The organism is Hymenobacter tibetensis (assembly GCF_022827545.1).
GTDB classification, from domain to species: Bacteria; Bacteroidota; Bacteroidia; order Cytophagales; family Hymenobacteraceae; genus Hymenobacter; species Hymenobacter tibetensis.
This window is the reverse complement of record NZ_CP094669.1, coordinates 4,449,278-4,466,046: the sequence shown is the minus strand read 5'-3', so window position 1 is coordinate 4,466,046 and position 16,769 is coordinate 4,449,278. Positions and strand designations below refer to the sequence as shown.

The window sequence follows — 16,769 nt, the reverse complement described above, 5'->3', positions numbered from 1 at the left end:
TAACCTAGCCAACACAAAATCTCAATTCATAGCTGCTTTCACTTGCTGCTCGGCCGCCTGCTCGTTTTTCCAACCTACGATTCGCACCTCACCGGGACGGCCCTGGTGCAAAAACCACTGGCGGACCACCTCACGAACTCCAGGGTAGCGGTTGGTCAGATCCTGCCAAGTAACTACGTCAGGTAGAACCTGCTGGCTTGGACGTGCTGGTACGGCCAGTATTACAGATTGTAACACGCCATTGTCATCTAAGGTGAGCACCCCTACCGGTACCACCTCTAGTATGGTCCCGATGGGTTGCGTTTCGGCTAGCACCAACGCAGGCAACGGCTTGAGAGTACTGCTCAAGCGCGTGCCTGGAATAAAGCCCAAATTGCCCGGACAAGGTAAGAATTCAACTACTAGGTCAAGACCAGCCCGGCGCACTGGTACAAACTCGTGCCGAGCCGGATCATAGCGTCGGGCGTGGTTCGTACCAGCTGGCATTTCTACTACCACCTGCAGTAGTTTTCGCTCTGCTGAAAATGTAGGCAGCTCTTCGTATTGGGGCTGACAACCGGCAAACAGGCTGCCTACTAGCACCGCCACGATGCTAACCTGGGCGCGTATAATAGGAGTGAAGGCGTGAAACACTAATGCACTAATTGTTCATCAAGAAGTCGAAACGGATTTAGTTGATTGAGGCGTAGCACAAAACGGATTTGGTTAGTGAAATCCTTCCGGCTGGCAGGTAAGCCGTTGCTGTATTGTGAGCCGGCCACTGGGAAATAGAAGCTTAGCATTTTATTAAACAGCGGCAACGACAAGCCCGCGTCATAGAATACGCGCTGGGCATCACGGTCAATCACCACTTGGGCTTTCTCTTTGCTGGCCCCAAAGTCGACGAACACGCCGAGCGGCGTAACTGGCAAATCTGCTTGCAAGTTGAGGGTGGTAAGCCAACGGCTGCTTAAAACAGGGATGTAAGCCTTGAAAGCGCCATCCCGTTCATCGAACTGATGGTATTGGCTTGCCAAGCTGGGTGAAATTTGCTGCCGGTCCAAGAACATGGTTTGGCGGCGGTAATCGGGGCTACCGCTCAATCCTAATCGGAAAGGGGCATCGTTGGCTTTCTGCAGGAAACTGCCTCCAAACAGCCGAACCGAAAAAGTTTTCCTAGGGGAGTAGTGCCGCAAGTGGCTAATCTCGGCGCGCACCAAGCCCGCTACTGTGCGCGCATTATCTTCGGAGAGGTCGGGGGTGAAGTAGTTGAACTCGACATGCGCATTCCAGCGTCGGAGGGCGTTACCCATACCCAAGCCATATTCCAAAGACTGAATGCTGGTAGTAACGCGCGCATCTTGGTTGTAAATGGCCGTATTGGCTATCTTCAAGGTATGCTGCGGCTTGTCGAAGGCTGCGTGAGGCAACTGAAGCGTGAGGCTAGGCTCTACTTTCCGGTAACGCTCGAAGCGCTGAACTACAACTCCCAGAATTGCCCGCCGTGTGACCTGTATTGGCAGGATGTTTAAGTTCAGCATCCCTATACCGTTCAGCTCATTGCGGTTGAAGCTATACATTGGCATTGCCAGGTAGCTGAACTTCTTGACATTGAGCGGGCTGTTGTAAAATGCGGCGCCCAACATGAATTTGTCGGACGTATTGGCGCCCAACACCGGCGCCCAATTGATGAAAGCTCGGTCCCAACGTTCCGGACTTACTATCGGCCGAAGTCTGATAGGCTCCAAAGCGCGCAAGAAGCCAGTGGTCCGTAGGTGGTCGTCGCGGCGGTTGAGTTGAGGAGTGACGTATTCTGGGTCGGCTACGACTGCAGCTACCCCATCTTCTTTAAATAACAGGACGGCACTGTCGTCTTCATCGGTGTTGGTGAAAGGAAGAGTCCACTTGGTTTCCAACACCTTGCCGGTGGCATCCAGCGTGGCTACTGGAAAAGGAAAAGCGGTAGGAGAATCATTGCGAACAAGCACTTTGCGTTGACCTTTCTCCACTTTCGACTTAGCTATTACGGCGTTGTAGCGGTAAGTGCCGTTGAGCATAGTCCCGAAAAACCAGTTTAGCTTCTGCCCGGCAGTTTCTTCAAACACCGCCTGCATGTCTTCGGGGTAAGGATGCCGGAATTGCCACCGCTCATAGTAGGTGTGCATAGCTGCATCAAACGTTGGCTGCCCTACGTACGCCGCCAAATATTTCAGCAGCGAAGCTGTTTTCCCGTACATGATTACGCCATAATTGAGCTTGCCGTAATCAGCAGAAGTGATATTGCTTACTGGTTGATCCAAGCCTCGACTGGCTACCGCCTGATAGAGAATCTGGTTTATGGCAGCGCCCGGCAAATTATCAGTGCCTAATAGTCGGGCAGCAGTGCCTTTGGTGGGCAAACCAGCTAGAGCACCAGCATTCCCCCCGTGCAACTCAGCAACCCGATTTTCTACATAGGAATTCACTCCTTCATCCATCCAGCCGAAGTCTCGCTCGTTGGAAGCCAAAATGCCGTAAAACCAATTGTGACCTACCTCGTGCACAATAGCGGCAGGTTCAGTCACCGTTACCATGGGGTACTCCATACCGGAGCCAGCACTTAGCGCACCATCCACGGCTGTAACAGCGCTATAAGGATACTCGCCTACCCACCGAGAGTAGTACACTACGGCTGAGTCTACATCCTGTAGCCCTTTTTGCCACTTGCTTGCCTCTTTATTGGTAAACAGAACCCATGTGTCCACGGTGCGGCCCGAGGGCAGTGTTACGCCACTCTTAAGTACGTTGAAGCGTTTGTCGGCAAACCAAGCAAAGTCGTGAACACGGTCCTGTACATACCGTAAGGTTTTGGTTTCAGTAGCGGAGGCCGGAAACTGGAGGTCATCGCCGAAATCGGTAGCAGTTTTTTTGAGCGCCGTGGCCGCTGCCAATTGAGTGAGGCGAGTTTGTTCTTCGGGGTTTTGTAGCACGCCAGTAGCTCCTACCGTATAGTTGGCGGGTAGCGTGATACGCACGTCGAACGAACCAAATTCCGAATAAAACTCGCCTTGATCTAAATAGGGAATAGGGTGCCAGCCCTTCCGGTCATATACGGCAGGCTTAGGGTACCATTGTGTTATCTGATAGCTCTGCTCTACGTGCCCGAAGCGCGAAAAAGAATCTGGAATCTTCACCCGGAACGGCGTGGTGATAGTAACACTAGCTCCCGCTGCTAGACGCTGCGGCAGAATCAGCTTCGCCATATCAGGACTTTCGGGGTCGTATTCCAGCTTGGCAGGTTGGCCATTCACTTGAAAATCGAGCTGGTCGATGAAGCCGCGCTGCTTGTCGGTGGCGAAATGAAACTCACGGTCGTCGTTGCGAAGCTGTTGGCGAGCAAAGGCCGTGTTATCGTCGCGGTAAGCGTTGGGCCACAAATGGAACCAGATGAAGGGCAATGCCGAAGGTGAGTTGTTGGTGTATACCAACTCCTCCCGACCCGTAAGCATGTGCTGTTGGTCGTCCAGAGTCACATCTATGGAGTAGTTGACCTGCTGTTGCCAGTAAGCGGCAGGAGCTACGGGTTTGGCTGTGGGTTGCGACGACGCCAACAGGGGTAGCGCAACCCACAGCCAGAAGCCGATTAAATATTTTTTCATGCGAGGCGACAAGGAACAGGACGACACTGAAACGAAAGTAATGATCTGTAGCGTATGGACGCGCTTACAACCTTTGTCTGGTACCCGCCGTTTGCACAGGCAGTACTTTCAACCCCGCTTCAGCGGCTCAATCAAATTTCCCATGTCCTTCCACAAACAGCCCAAAGACGATACCCAGCACCAGAACCACCTTGATGGCACTTCCAAAATCTTGAGTGGCGACCTGCAAGAAGAAGCCAGCCGTGCTGGCCTCGACAACGCGTTGCAGCGTTGGATCGAAGACGTGAAAGATGCGAGCAATCCTGAACTACACCAAGTTGTAGTGGATCTACAGGCGCTAAAGGCTCATTTTGGAGGCGGCACTATTGATTCCAAACTAGTAGGCTCCCTGTTGGGTCGTCTCGGTGAGAATACCATCAAAGCAGCCATATTCGCCGACAATCCAAACACTGCTGACCGAGTTACCAAATTAGGTGAAGCACTCTTGAGCGCTTCCAAGCAGGTGCAAAACCCGAAAGGTGCTGCCGACGAAGAATTTCGGCAAGACACTACGTCTCTTAGCTAAGAACACGACTAGCTAATCCATAAAAAAGCCGGCCTGCTCCAACATGGAGCAGGCCGGCTTTTTTATGGATTACAGGGTAGCTTAAGCAGTTACCTTCTCTACCACGTTCAAGCGACGCTCTTTAATACGAGCTGCTTTGCCTGACAGGCCACGCAGATAGAACAAACGAGCACGACGTACTTTACCGCGACGGATAACCTCGATTTTGTCGATGTTAGGCGACAGAAGAGGAAAGATACGCTCGGTACCGATCTGGTTGGAGATCTTACGTACAGTGAAAGTCTCGCCGTTAGAGTTTGGGTTCTTGCGCTGAAGAACAACACCTTGGAACTGCTGAACACGCTCCTTGTTGCCCTCGCGGATTTTCACGTGGACGATTATGGTGTCGCCGGCAGCAAAACTAGGGAAGCTGGCGCGGCGCTCCTGGGATTCCTGCTGAATAAAATCGAGTAGTACGCTCATGGCTGAAAAAACTGTGAAAGGACGGCCGCGCCGTCTATGGTTTCTGTTAAAGAGGCGCAAATATAGCGCTCTGATTTGATGATTGCAACTTCCGATGCCAGTAACTGAGTAGCTGATTACCTGACTACTGCCTTATTACGGCACCATTCTTAAAAAAACGCAGCTACTGAGTAGCTGAACTACTCCTGTAAAAGGTCCGGGCGGCGTTGCCGAGTCCTTTCCAGGGCCTGATCGTGCCGCCACACGTCAATCAAAGGAGTATTACCAGAAAGCAGAATTTCGGGGACTTCTTGTCCACGCCACTCTGCGGGGCGAGTATATACAGGAGGCGCCAAGAGGTTATCCTGGAATGAGTCACTGAGCGCCGATTCCTCGTTGCCAAGCACGCCGGGTAGTAGGCGTACTACAGCGTCAACGAGAATAGCAGCCCCCAATTCACCCCCGCTGAGTACGTAGTCGCCTACGCTGATTTCGTGGGTGATATACGCCGTACGAATGCGCTCGTCTACGCCCTTATAGTGTCCGCAAAGAACAAGCAGGTTTCCTGCCAAGGACAAGCGGTTGACGAGTGGTTGCCGCAAGGTTTCCCCGTCAGGAGTCATGTAGATAACGGCATCATAGCTGCGTTGAGCCAACAGTTCATCGAAGCAAGCCGCAATCGGTTCTACGCGCAGTACCATGCCAGCGCCGCCGCCGAAGACATAGTCGTCGATCTGACCGTGCTTGTTGATAGCGTACTTACGCAGGTCGTGCAAATGAATTTCAGCTAGCCCTTTGTCCTGAGCGCGCCTCACGATAGAATGCGCAAAAGGGCTGAGCAGTAGATCCGGCTGGCACGTTACGATATCAATACGCATAGCAAACGGTTAAAACTAGACTATGCTTCGTCGAACTCATCAGGCTCATCTCGCTCACGTGAAGGCGGCGTCAAATACACATCGAGTAGGCCTTCTGGCAACTGCACGTACAGTTTTTTGTTGGCCTGATCAGCGCGTAGAATCAGCTCATCTACTACCGGAATCAACACTTCCTGGCCTTTGTAGCGCATGGCCAGCAAATCTTGCTGCGGTAACTCGTAGAAGGTTTCAACAGCACCTAGCTCGCCCAACTGCTCGTCTACGACGAGGTAGCCGATTACGTCATGGAAGTAGAACTGGTCTTCTTCCAAAGCTGGTAGTTCAGTAAGTGGTCGGTAGAGTTTGGCATTGCGTAGCGGCTCGGCCTCCTCAATCCGGTCGATACCCTTCAATTTGAGCAAGGCCCGGCTTTCAGCTTGTGGCTGGAGCTTCTCGACTTCGTACGCCGTCAGCTTGCCAGGAGCAGTGGGTAGTTCGAGCAATACCGATTTTACTTTGCGGTATGCATCTAGGTCGTCCACGTCTAGGAAGGCCATCACAAACCCTTTCAGGCCATGCGGCTTGCCGATGGAGCCAAGTTGATAGCAGTCGTCGAGCTTCATGCGTTGGAAGTTTCAGTAAATGGGGAGAGGTGACTAGGAGCGAGCAATCAGAAGCCGGCGCATTCCAATTGCTCAATTCCTAATCACCTCTCCCTCGAATACCGGCAAAGATTAAGCGCCGGCTTCTTCAGTCGTTTCGGCAGAAGCTTCAGCGTCGGTGGTTTCACCTTCGGCAGCAGGAGCTTCAACAGGAGCTGGCGTGTTTTTCTTGCGCAGCGCCTCAGCACGAGCTTCTTTCACTTTAGTTTCGGCAGCAAGGCGAGCCGTGCGGGCGTCGTCCTTAGCAGTACCAAGCGAAGTGCGCTTGCCTTCGATCTTAGCATCCTTCTGCTCTTTCCAGTCGGTGTAACGTTGATCGGCAGTCTCCTGCGAAATAGCACCTTTGATAACACCAAGCTGCAAATGCTTGCGGTACAGCACACCACGGTAAGAGAGCATAGCCCGTACCGTATCGGTAGGCTCAGCACCCTTCATGATCCAATCGAATGCCTTGTCACCATCGAAGTTGATGGAAGCGGGGTTCGTATTGGGGTCGTAGGTACCTAGTTTCTCGATGAAGCGACCATCACGCGGCGAGCGGGAATCAGCAACAACGATGTCAAATTGAGCGGCCTTTTTACGGCCGCGGCGGGCGAGGCGGATTTTAACTGCCATAAACCGGGTTGGTTAAGCGACGCAACTCGTGCGTCTGATTGAAAAATGAGGTGCAAAGGTAACAGGAAAAGCGCTAGCTATTTACACTGATTTCAAAGATTTGCGGGAAGCTCATGCAGGCAGACAGAAACGGGCGGGCCATTTACATAGAAGCTTACGCTTGCGTATATCGAAACACCGTCAAGCATAGCCAGAGTATATCAGCAACAAAAAAGCCTGTTCCACAGCGGAACAGGCTTTTTTGTTGCTGATATACTCTGACCCTACGCAGCGACGCGTATAGGTGCTTTCTGCTTGCGCTTGATTTTTATGATTCCTGCCTTATCCATCGTCCAGATGAACATGTAAGTAGGATCGAATTCCCACCACTTCACACCGAAGTTCACACGCATAGGCAGCTTGTGGTGGTTGTTTTGGAATAGCTCACCAAAGGCCAAGAAGTCCAGGGCGAGCGTATTTCTGGATTTGTCGTGGTTGTCGAAGTTCTGATAGCCATACTTGTGGCCACCCCAGTTCACGATGGCGCCATGCAGCGGACCCATCAAGAAGTGGATGGGCAATAAGAGGTATTGCCACCAAGCAGTAGCGAAGTTGATGTAGAACAGCACATAAACCGTACCCCAGCCCAGACGCGAAACAGCAGTGCCGCCAAACTGATCCAACCATTTCCATTCAGGCGTGTCACCCTCGAAGCGTTTGGCGGGGTCGTAGGTGTTTTCCACTACTTCACCGTAGATAATCTTGGTCTTCCACATCATCGAAAACGGATTCGAAAAGAAGTGGGGAGAGTGCGGGTCCATCTCGGTGTCGGAGTAGGCGTGGTGCATGCGGTGCAGCAATGCGTACGCCCGCGGCGACAGGAACGAGGAGCCCTGGCAGATGTAGGTGAACAGGAAGAAGAACTTCTCCCAGAACTTGTTCATCGTAAACATTTTATGTGCTGCATAACGGTGCAGATAAAACGTCTGGGTGAACAGCGAAAGATAGTAGTGGGCAACAAAGAAAACGAGGATTGCCATGGATATGAGCAGATGGTAGAATCGAAGGGGTAAGCAGATGCTTCAGGTGGCAAAGCCGAAACAGTGGGCTTTAGTTCAGAAGCAGTTTTACAAAACTACGGCCAGAGTGGATCAGCGTGCAATTATCGGTGCCGAAAGGCCAAAATCTTGTTAATAGAATATTCCTGGCCAGATTTACCGCCTACCCAAATCTACGCCTCCGTATCCCTGCTCGAATTCTATCGGTGTTTATAGCCTATAGTTGTAAGGCTGATTGCTGTCAGTTCAAAGGGTAGGCTAACCAAGAACAGAAGTGCCTACTTCATAGGGTTTGCATCCTCATTTAGTGAGTGTAGAACCTTAGTAATATGCTTCCGCCGCCTCCCAATGAGGCATGTCGGGCAGTGGGGCTACAAAGACCATGTCCTCTTTGGTGACGGGGTGTTGTAGTTGCAGTTGCCGGGCGTGCAATGCAATGCTGACGTCGGGTAGCGGGGCTAGGAAGCCGTATTTCACATCGCCCACGATGGGGGTGCCAAGGCCGGTGGCTAGCTGCACCCGAATTTGGTGTGGCCGCCCCGTGATAGGGTTTACTTGAATCAAATAACGGTTTCCTGCCTGCCCAAGCACTGTGTAGTCGAGGTCCGACTTTTGGCCTTGCCCGTGGCGCTCGGTGTAGGCTTTGGTGGTGTTGCGGATGGGGTCTTTCACCAACCAGTGCGTAAGATGGCCGCTGGTCGGATCGGGGCACTTACCAGTAAGCGCCCAGTACGTTTTATGGATCTTGTTGTCGCGAAACATCTCGTTCAGCCGACTCAAGGCCTTGCTGGTTTTGGCCAGTATTACGATGCCACTAACGGGCCGATCAATGCGGTGGGCTACTCCGATAAAGGCCGCACCGGGCTTTTTGTATTTGAAGCGCAAATACTCTTCCGCCTTGGAGGAGAGGGGCTCGTCACCGGTAGCGTCGCCTTGCACAAGCAAACCAGCTGGCTTATTGATTACGAGAAGATGATTGTCTTCGAACAGAATTTCTTTCCGTTCCGACCACAGATTTGGACGATTCACTGGTAAGCTATAAAAGTAGATAGTAGAGCAGAGTAGCCTCCGCTCTGCCGCACAACGGCAAACTATGTAGCAGCCTTCAAACTCAAGTAGGCTTCAACAATGGAGCGCCACTTTGTTCTGAAGGCTAGGGTGTATTAATAAGCTTCTTCTGTACTTGGAAAATCCCGGCTCTTCACATCTTGGATATAGCGCTGCACGGCATCATGCATGGTATCCCCGAGGTCAGCGTAGCGGCGTAGAAAACGTGGTTTGAACTCCTTGGTGATACCAAGCATATCGTGTACCACGAGCACCTGCCCGTCCACATCAGGGCCTGCACCAATACCAATAACGGGAATTGTTAGCTTTTCGGCTACTTGCTTGGCCAGCGCAGAAGGAATCTTCTCGAGCACCAGCGCAAAACAACCCAAGGTTTCCAGGAGCATAGCATCCTCCATCAGCTTTTGTGCTTCTTCCTCTTCTTTGGCCCGCACACTGTAGGTGCCAAATTTATAGATGCTCTGTGGCGTAAGGCCCAAGTGCCCCATCACCGGGATACCCGCTGTAAGGATGCGCGTAATAGAGTCTTTGATTTCAGCGCCGCCTTCCACTTTGATGCCGTGGCCCCCCGATTCTTTCATGATGCGGATAGCCGAGCGTAATGCTTCCGACGAATTGCCTTGGTAAGAGCCGAAAGGCATATCCACTACCACAAACGCCCGCTTTACGCCTCGCACCACGCTAGAAGCGTGGTAAATCATTTGGTCCAGGGTAATGGGCAAAGTGGTTTCGTGACCAGCCATAACATTGGAAGCCGAGTCGCCGACTAGCAGCACGTCAATGCCTGCTCCATCGAGAATGGTCGCCATTGAAAAGTCATAGGCGGTGAGCATAGAAATTTTCTCGCCGCGTCCTTTCATGGCCAGCAGTTGATGCGTGGTCACGAGTTTGACTTCTTTGTGCTGCGACATAGGAGTAGGTGATGGTTGAGAGAAGTAGATGGGTTCTGAAAACCAAAAGTGCCAAAATTCTGGCACATACCCGGTCACCGGTCCACGTTGTGGCATCGGAACTGCAAGGGAGAGTGGTAGCCAGTTCCTTGCAATGTGAGTGAAATGGTACTACGCTGCACCTATCTACTAAGCCAGAAAGCAACCTTCACACGGCGTTGCTAGACCATGCAGTATAGAGCAGAAAGCCCCGCCGACCTATCGGTTGAGGAAGGTGCGGTTACGGTTCAGCTTCAGGTCCTGTAGCAAGGATGATTTCGCGGCAATGGTGATGAAGTATCCTTGGGTAGGGCCTTTAAATGGATACCACGTCCCGGTGATTTGCCAGCAGTGCAGGTCGCGGAAGATATTGAGCGACGTAAAAGCCGCAGTGCCGTTGATAAAATCGTAGTTAGTCAGGTAGCCTATCCTCGTGTTATTGGTGAGCTTCACGGAGCCGCTCAGGTTTAGTGAGGCAGAACTTAAGGAGCGTGGCCGAATGTACGTGAGGCGGGTGGGCCGAGGGCCAGGATCGGTATATAACGCCGTGAAACCCGCATTCAATTCCCAAGGCAATTCAAAATCTACATAGTCTTCGTATGGGTTGATTGGAATGGGAGTGCCAAGCGCTGGATCATTGGCGGCGGCAACGTCACGACTGATGTTGGATTTGCGGCCTGGCTTTTGGCTTGGGTTGAACTGATATTGGAGGCCTAAGTTGGCAGTTGTTAAGCGGGCCAACCGGCGGCTGTCTTGATTGAAGAGGTACTTATTAATGAGGATACCCGCCGTATCGCGCTGGTACGGGTCGAAAGAAGCCCTCATGTTCAGATTGAGCTTAGTGGCAATCTGCGTGTTAAATGAGAAAGCTATCTGCGAAAGTGCAAACTCCTTAGCCATGAAGTTATAGCTGAAGTTGACATCGAAGTTCTTAATTAAATCAACCTTCTTGAAAGGGGTAGTGCCTGTCGTATCGTTGTTATCTCTCACTTTCATCTCCAGTGCATTCTGGAGCGTGAAGTTCATAGAGGCTGATTGAGCAGACGTAGCTCCCGTGAAGCCAGGAAAGCGAGAATAACGCCGCTCGTCAAAAAACCGGTTATCTATTTCGCGTATCCCTGTCGGCGGCTCATTACGATTGGCAACAGTGCCATAATAAGGAAGCCCTGGAATGTTAGTAGAGTTTGCATTGCCGCTTTTAGGGGCGTAGCTAAGGCTAATATTGGGAGTGACTTTGTGGCGGATAGCTTTGATTTTCTTGCTATTAACTTGGTACAACCCGTAAATAGTTGTTCCCAGGTTGGCTGATACCCCACTTGAAAAATCATTCACTATATTGAATTTGCTCAAGGTATCAATCCGCACGGCCTGCGCCACCGGATCAAATTTGTAATCAAGTTGTTTCAGATACCAGAACTGGCGGTAGGTAACAGTAGGCGCGAGGTTGATGAACTTCAGGAAGCTATAGCTGCCGAGCGAGATCTGAAAATTGTGCTGAATATCAGTTTGAGAATTGCGTAGCAACTGATCGATGTTGTCAACATCAATAGGAATGACGCGGGTGGCGTTGCTCCCGCCAAGCAGCGGTACTCCCGCTACGAACGTGCGAGCCGCCTGCGTGTTAGTGATGCGGTTTTGAGCGCGCAGGTCATAAGAGAAAGCAAATTGCTCATAGAACTTGCCACTAGGTTCCAGCCCAAGCCACTGATACGGATACTGTCGGGCCACACCCAACGTAATGTCAGGGAGCGTAAAGTCCATGCTGCCCGTACCGGTGTTCTGGCTTTGGCTTAAATTGACCGTGTAGTTAACAGGAGCGTTGCGCAGCTGCTTGCTATACGTGATGTTGGACTGGAAGGCCGGCGTAAGAAACCGCTGCGGATCTCCTGCCACATTTTGCTGGTTGTACTCGGTGCTACCTGCCCGTACACTCGCTGAAAAGCGGCCCCCACCGGGCCGAGGCACAGGAGAGTGCGACCAGTTAATCCAGAAGGTTTCGGACTTAGTGAACCGTCGGCTGGCGAGACTCGTGTTGGTGCCGTCGTTCCGTCTGTTCGCTATCGAAATAGGGCGATAGGAATACTCGAAGCTGGCAAGGCCACTGTATTTGTAGCGCTTAATGTATTGTGATTCCGCCATACCGCGCCAGCCGCCAAACTGCCTTCCGGCTCCGGCGTATACGTCGCCGGTGAAGCGTATCCCGATATTGTCGCTAGCGGCCCAGTAGTAGCCACCATTGCGCAGGAAGAAACCCCGGTCGGTAGAGTTGCCGTAGGAGGGGATGATAATGCCGGAAGCTCGGCTCTTGCTGGGTGACGGGAAATAGCCGAACAGAAAGCCTAATGGCGTTGGAATATCGCTGATAACGAGGTTGAACGGACCCGTTACCACTTTCTCGCCTGGAATCATCTTCATCTTGCTGGCATTGATGAAGAAGTGCGGGTGCTCCAAGTTACACGTGGTGTAACGCCCGTTGCGGCCATATATCTCGTTGTACTGGTTTTTCTTGATGACATCCGCGTGCACGTAACCTTCGCCTTGCTGCGTTACGGCTTCGGCAATCTTGCCCTTCTTGGTTTTGAAATTGTAGTTGATGCGCCCGGCCTGGTAGTTCTCGGCGCCGTTCTTGAAGATAGGTTTGTCTTGCACCCGGCCCGTAGAATCAGGGGCTCCTTCGGCCGTCAGAATATTTTTGGTGTAGTCAACGGTTATCACGGCCGCCTTCAACGACAATTCTCCGTAGTCCACGTTGGCTTTATCATAGAGAACCGCCTTTTTCTCCTGCACATTGAACCGAATAGAGTCCTTGGCTGCATACTTCACGGTGGTTTCCACGCTACCCTTTCGGCTCGGCCCCGTAGAAAGAGCCAACGAGTCGGGACCAGTACGGCGTACTAGGCCGGCGGTATCGGATAGGGTACCAGACCGGCGGGTAGTCCGGATGGTGTCGGTGCGTAGAATAGGCGGCGGCGTGCGCACGTCAGAGCGCGGACGCTGGACAGGAGTTGGCACCTGAGCCCAGGCTGGAACTGCCAAGCCACCCAACCCCAACCACAGCATCAAAAACCGGATAGTCCGGCGTAGCGTCTTGATAAAGAAAATAATACTAGCGTCGGACAAAGGCTCGGGTAGGGCCACGTGTTTTTATTCGTTTATTTTGTGGCGGTTTGCAAAGGTAGCGGGTCGCTGCTCTTCACTAACGAAATCTGTGCGGAATATTGTCGCCTTATGCCTGGCAGGCATGTTATGTTTGTCGGGTTCGCCCGCCGCAGTGCTACCGCGAAATCCGGTACCTCGGCCTGTGTTCTCAACCGCGCCCCAAGGGTACCGGTTGCGGACAGTGGTGCTCGATGCTGGCCACGGCGGCAAAGACCGGGGCTGCGCTGGCGTATCGGCCCGGGAGGCCGATGTGGCCCTGAAAATAGTGCTGGAGCTCGGCCGTTTGATTCAGGATAGCATGCCGGGTGTGAAGGTGGTGTATACCCGCAAAACCAACGTGTTTGTGGAGCTAGCCGACCGCGCTGGTGTTGCCAACAAAAACAATGCGGACCTCTTCATTTCGGTGCATTGCAATGCCGCGGCTCCGAGCGCCTACGGTACCGAAGTATGGACGATGGGGCCGCATAAAACCGACGCTAACTTGTCGGTAGCTAAGCGCGAAAACGCCGTTATTCTCCAGGAAGAAAATTACAAGGAGCGCTACAATGGGTTTGACCCGACTTCGCCTCAGAGTCATATTTTGTTTTCCCTCTATCAGAGTGCGCACATCGTAAACAGTATTCGGTTTGCCCAAAAGGTAGACCGGCAGTTTCGGGTCACCGTCAAGCGGCCGTCGCGCGGAGTGAAGCAGGCTGGGTTTCTGGTGCTCTGGAAGTCCACTATGCCATCAGTTCTGATTGAGGCTGGCTTCCTCACCAACCGCACAGAAGAGAAGTATCTGAACGATAAAGCAGGGCAGTCGTATATGGCTTCAGGTATTTATCGCGCCTTCCGCGACTACAAGAATGAACTTGAGGCTATGAACGGGGAATAGCCCTTTTCAAGCCCGTGGTGGCCATTTCTCTCTCCTGCATCTCACCTCCCAACGATAGACCACTGTGACGAAAGAAATAAAAGTTGCTCTATTGGGCATAGTGGCCCTAGCGGCCTTGTTTATAGGATTTAATTTTTTGAAGGGTACGAACCTGCTCTCATCTGACCGTACCTACTATGCTACGTACGATAACGTGGACGGCCTCACCGTAGGCAATCCAGTTATCCTGAATGGTATCAAAGTAGGCCAGGTGAAAAACATGGAGTTGATGCCGGAGCAAGCTAACCGCATCAAGGTATCTGTTGAGCTACAGAAGGGAGTCACCGTTGGCGATTCTACGGTGGCTAGCTTGAGCGGCTCGTTGCTTGGCTCAAAAACGATTACGCTGTTTTTGGGTAAAAACTCCAAAGTGTACGACGGTGGGCAAGAGTTGAAGTCCTATACCGTAGCCAGCATCACGGACGCCTTCCAGGCAAAGGCATTGCCTGTACTTGGCACCGTTGACTCGACGCTTACCAAAGTGAACAGCTTCTTGAACAAAGATGCTCGGGTGAGCTTACAAGCCACATTGCTGAATGCCCAAGGCAGCACAGAAGCATTGCGTAACCTCTTGGTTATGAATCAGCGCAACATCAACCAGATTACCACCAACATGGCCAAGCTTACCAGTGACTTGGCCGTTACCACCAAGAAGTTCGACCGAATTGCCGCCAACTTCAGCCAACTCAGCGATTCGCTGAAAGGTGCTCCGGTGGGTCCGGCCATGCGCAAGCTGAATGCCACCATGACGGAGGCACAAGGTACCATGACTACCTTGAACCGGTCGTTGAACGACCAAAAAGGGTCATTGGGTAAGCTCATGAACGACGATTCGCTCTACAACAACCTCAACGCCACAGCGGCTAGCACCAACTCTCTGCTCTCCGACTTCCAAGCGAATCCTAAGCGCTACGTGCACTTCTCGGTGTTCGGGGGTGGTAAAGAGAAAGTGAAGAAGGAAGTGGAAAAGAAGCCGAATGGCGAAATGGAGGTAGAAACCAAAAAGGTAACTACCACGCCCACCTTGCAGTCGTCAGACTCAGCTGTGCAGAAGTAACTCCGGTGCCCGGAACGGCGCAGAACCCCACACATTATCTACCTTTGAAATCCGCCCCACCAGGCGGATTTCTTGTTTCCCCACCCCCGGTGAACGAGTGAAAGGACGAAATAGCCTTAGGTGCTCAACGTAAGCACCGGGCGTTCATACTCTGCCACTCGTTCATTACCTCACCACTTCCCACCCCGCATGAACCTCGAATTCAACAAAAACGACGATCTACTGAAGCAACTTAATTTTCAACTCAGCCAGCGCCTGAAAAAGGTGGAGCTTGGTGGCGGCGAAAAGCGTATTGCTGCCCACAAAGCCAAAGGCAAGCTAACGGCCCGGGAGCGGATAGCCTACCTGCTAGACAAGGACGCAGAAAGTGTTGAAATCGGAGCGTTTGCGGGAGAGGGGATGTATAAAGAGGAGGGGGGGTGCCCAGGGGGCGGCGTAGTGGTGGTGATTGGCTGGGTGCAAGGCCGGCAGTGCGTGGTAGTAGCGAATGACGCTACCGTAAAAGCGGGTGCCTGGTTTCCGATTACGGCCAAAAAGAACCTGCGGGCTCAGGAAATCAGCATCGAAAACAAGTTGCCCATCATCTACCTCGTCGATTCAGCGGGCGTGTACCTGCCCATGCAGGACGAAATCTTCCCCGATAAAGAACACTTCGGCCGCATTTTCCGCAACAATGCTGTGATGAGCAGCATGGGCATTGTGCAGCTAGCCGCCATTATGGGGCCGTGCGTAGCCGGTGGGGCGTACCTGCCCATCATGAGCGACGAGGCCATGATAGTAGACGGTACCGGCTCGGTGTTCCTGGCAGGTTCGTATCTGGTGAAGTCAGCCATTGGCGAAACCATCGACAACGAAACCTTGGGGGGCGCAACCACACATTCCGAAATTTCGGGCGTCACGGACTACAAGTTTGCCAACGACGAGGAATGCCTCGACCACATTCGCAACATCTTCGACAAGATGGGCGGACATGCTACGGCGGGTTTTTCACGCAAAGCACCCGCCCCGCCTAAAGAGAAGCCCGAGGAAATCTACGGCATACTGCCCGCCGACCGGGTGAAGCCCTACGACATGATGGACATTATCCGGCGGCTGGTTGATGATTCCGAGTTCGAGCCCTACAAGGAACTCTACGGCCAGACGCTGCTTTGCGGCCTAGCGCGTATTGATGGCTGGGCCGTGGGTATAGTCGCCAACCAGCGCAAAATAGTGAAGACCAAGAAAGGCGCCATGCAGATGGGCGGCGTCATCTACTCTGACTCGGCCGACAAAGCGGCGCGCTTTATCATGAATTGCAACCAGAAGCGCATCCCGTTGGTGTTCCTGCACGACGTGTCGGGCTTTATGGTCGGCTCGCAGAGTGAGCACGGTGGTATCATTAAGGACGGCGCTAAGATGGTGAATGCCATGAGCAATTCAGTGGTGCCGAAATTCTCGGTGATAATCGGAAACAGCTACGGGGCCGGCAACTACGCCATGTGCGGCAAAGCCTACGACCCGCGCCTCATTGTGGCCTGGCCCACTGCTCAACTAGCCGTAATGAGCGGCGCCGCCGCCGCTAACACGCTCCTCCAGATTCAGGTAGCCTCTCTGAAAGCTAAAGGTGAGGTCATTACACCCGAAGCTGAGAAGGAACTGCTGGACCGCATCAAAGCCCGCTACGACGAACAACTCTCGCCTTACTACGCCGCGGCCCGCCTCTGGGTCGATGCCATCATCGACCCGCTGGAAACCCGCAAGGTCATTTCTCAGGGTATCTCTATGGCCAACCACGCACCAATTGAAAAGGCTTACAATGTGGGTGTCATTCAAGTGTGAGGGTAAATAGAAAAAGGGAGATATATTTGAT

At 52.6% G+C, this 16,769-nt stretch carries 14 protein-coding genes; 4 read left to right on the top strand and 10 right to left on the bottom strand.

Features of this window, described 5'->3' with window-relative positions; genetic code table 11:
- Nucleotides 1–21: 21 nt before the first annotated feature.
- Together MTX78_RS17885 and MTX78_RS17880 are read right to left on the bottom strand one after the other, a co-directional pair.
- Complete coding sequence (locus MTX78_RS17885) at nt 22–633, bottom strand: inorganic diphosphatase (protein WP_243797104.1); 612 nt, start codon at nt 631–633, stop codon at nt 22–24.
- The gene (locus MTX78_RS17880; RefSeq protein ID WP_243797102.1) at nt 633–3,617 is read right to left on the bottom strand and encodes a M1 family metallopeptidase; all 2,985 of its coding nucleotides are present in this window, start codon (nt 3,615–3,617) and stop codon (nt 633–635) included. The genes MTX78_RS17885 and MTX78_RS17880 overlap by 1 nt, the downstream gene beginning before the upstream one ends.
- A 142-nt stretch (nt 3,618–3,759) precedes the next feature.
- Here MTX78_RS17880 and MTX78_RS17875 point away from each other — a divergent pair, with 142 nt between their 5' ends.
- A complete protein-coding gene (locus MTX78_RS17875; RefSeq protein ID WP_243797100.1) occupies nt 3,760–4,182 on the top strand; it encodes a hypothetical protein in 423 nt (140 codons plus the stop codon).
- Between the two features lie 81 nt (nt 4,183–4,263).
- Here MTX78_RS17875 and rplS read toward each other — a convergent pair whose 3' ends face one another.
- The 8 genes from rplS to MTX78_RS17835 form a co-directional block, all read right to left on the bottom strand.
- Nucleotides 4,264–4,644, bottom strand: a complete 381-nt coding sequence (gene rplS, locus MTX78_RS17870; RefSeq protein ID WP_243797098.1) for a 50S ribosomal protein L19 — start codon at nt 4,642–4,644, stop codon at nt 4,264–4,266.
- Between the two features lie 179 nt (nt 4,645–4,823).
- Complete coding sequence (trmD, locus tag MTX78_RS17865; protein WP_243797097.1) at nt 4,824–5,501, bottom strand: tRNA (guanosine(37)-N1)-methyltransferase TrmD; 678 nt, start codon at nt 5,499–5,501, stop codon at nt 4,824–4,826.
- Between the two features lie 20 nt (nt 5,502–5,521).
- Complete coding sequence (gene rimM / locus MTX78_RS17860) at nt 5,522–6,103, bottom strand: ribosome maturation factor RimM (RefSeq protein WP_243797095.1); 582 nt, start codon at nt 6,101–6,103, stop codon at nt 5,522–5,524.
- A gap of 111 nt (nt 6,104–6,214) precedes the next feature.
- A complete protein-coding gene (locus MTX78_RS17855; RefSeq protein ID WP_243797093.1) occupies nt 6,215–6,757 on the bottom strand; it encodes a 30S ribosomal protein S16 in 543 nt (180 codons plus the stop codon).
- 263 nt (nt 6,758–7,020) lie between these two features.
- A complete protein-coding gene (locus MTX78_RS17850; RefSeq protein ID WP_243797091.1) occupies nt 7,021–7,776 on the bottom strand; it encodes an acyl-CoA desaturase in 756 nt (251 codons plus the stop codon).
- A 339-nt stretch (nt 7,777–8,115) separates the two neighbouring features.
- Nucleotides 8,116–8,823: an RluA family pseudouridine synthase gene (locus MTX78_RS17845; protein WP_243797090.1), complete on the bottom strand. Its 708-nt coding sequence runs from the start codon at nt 8,821–8,823 to the stop codon at nt 8,116–8,118.
- Between the two features lie 134 nt (nt 8,824–8,957).
- Complete coding sequence (gene panB, locus MTX78_RS17840; RefSeq protein WP_243797088.1) at nt 8,958–9,773, bottom strand: 3-methyl-2-oxobutanoate hydroxymethyltransferase; 816 nt, start codon at nt 9,771–9,773, stop codon at nt 8,958–8,960.
- A gap of 237 nt (nt 9,774–10,010) precedes the next feature.
- Nucleotides 10,011–12,911, bottom strand: coding sequence for a putative LPS assembly protein LptD (locus tag MTX78_RS17835; protein ID WP_243797086.1), 2,901 nt, complete (start codon nt 12,909–12,911; stop codon nt 10,011–10,013).
- A gap of 181 nt (nt 12,912–13,092) precedes the next feature.
- Between MTX78_RS17835 and MTX78_RS17830 the strand changes: the two genes are divergently transcribed.
- The 3 genes from MTX78_RS17830 (at nt 13,093) to MTX78_RS17820 (ending at nt 16,738) form a co-directional block, all read left to right on the top strand.
- Nucleotides 13,093–13,824, top strand: a complete 732-nt coding sequence (locus tag MTX78_RS17830) for an N-acetylmuramoyl-L-alanine amidase family protein (protein ID WP_243797085.1) — start codon at nt 13,093–13,095, stop codon at nt 13,822–13,824.
- 136 nt (nt 13,825–13,960) lie between these two features.
- Entirely contained in the window at nt 13,961–14,920 is a 960-nt protein-coding gene (locus MTX78_RS17825) for an MlaD family protein (protein ID WP_243797083.1), read from the top strand.
- 189 nt (nt 14,921–15,109) lie between these two features.
- A complete protein-coding gene (locus MTX78_RS17820; RefSeq protein ID WP_243797081.1) occupies nt 15,110–16,738 on the top strand; it encodes an acyl-CoA carboxylase subunit beta in 1,629 nt (542 codons plus the stop codon).
- Nucleotides 16,739–16,769: the final 31 nt, after the last annotated feature.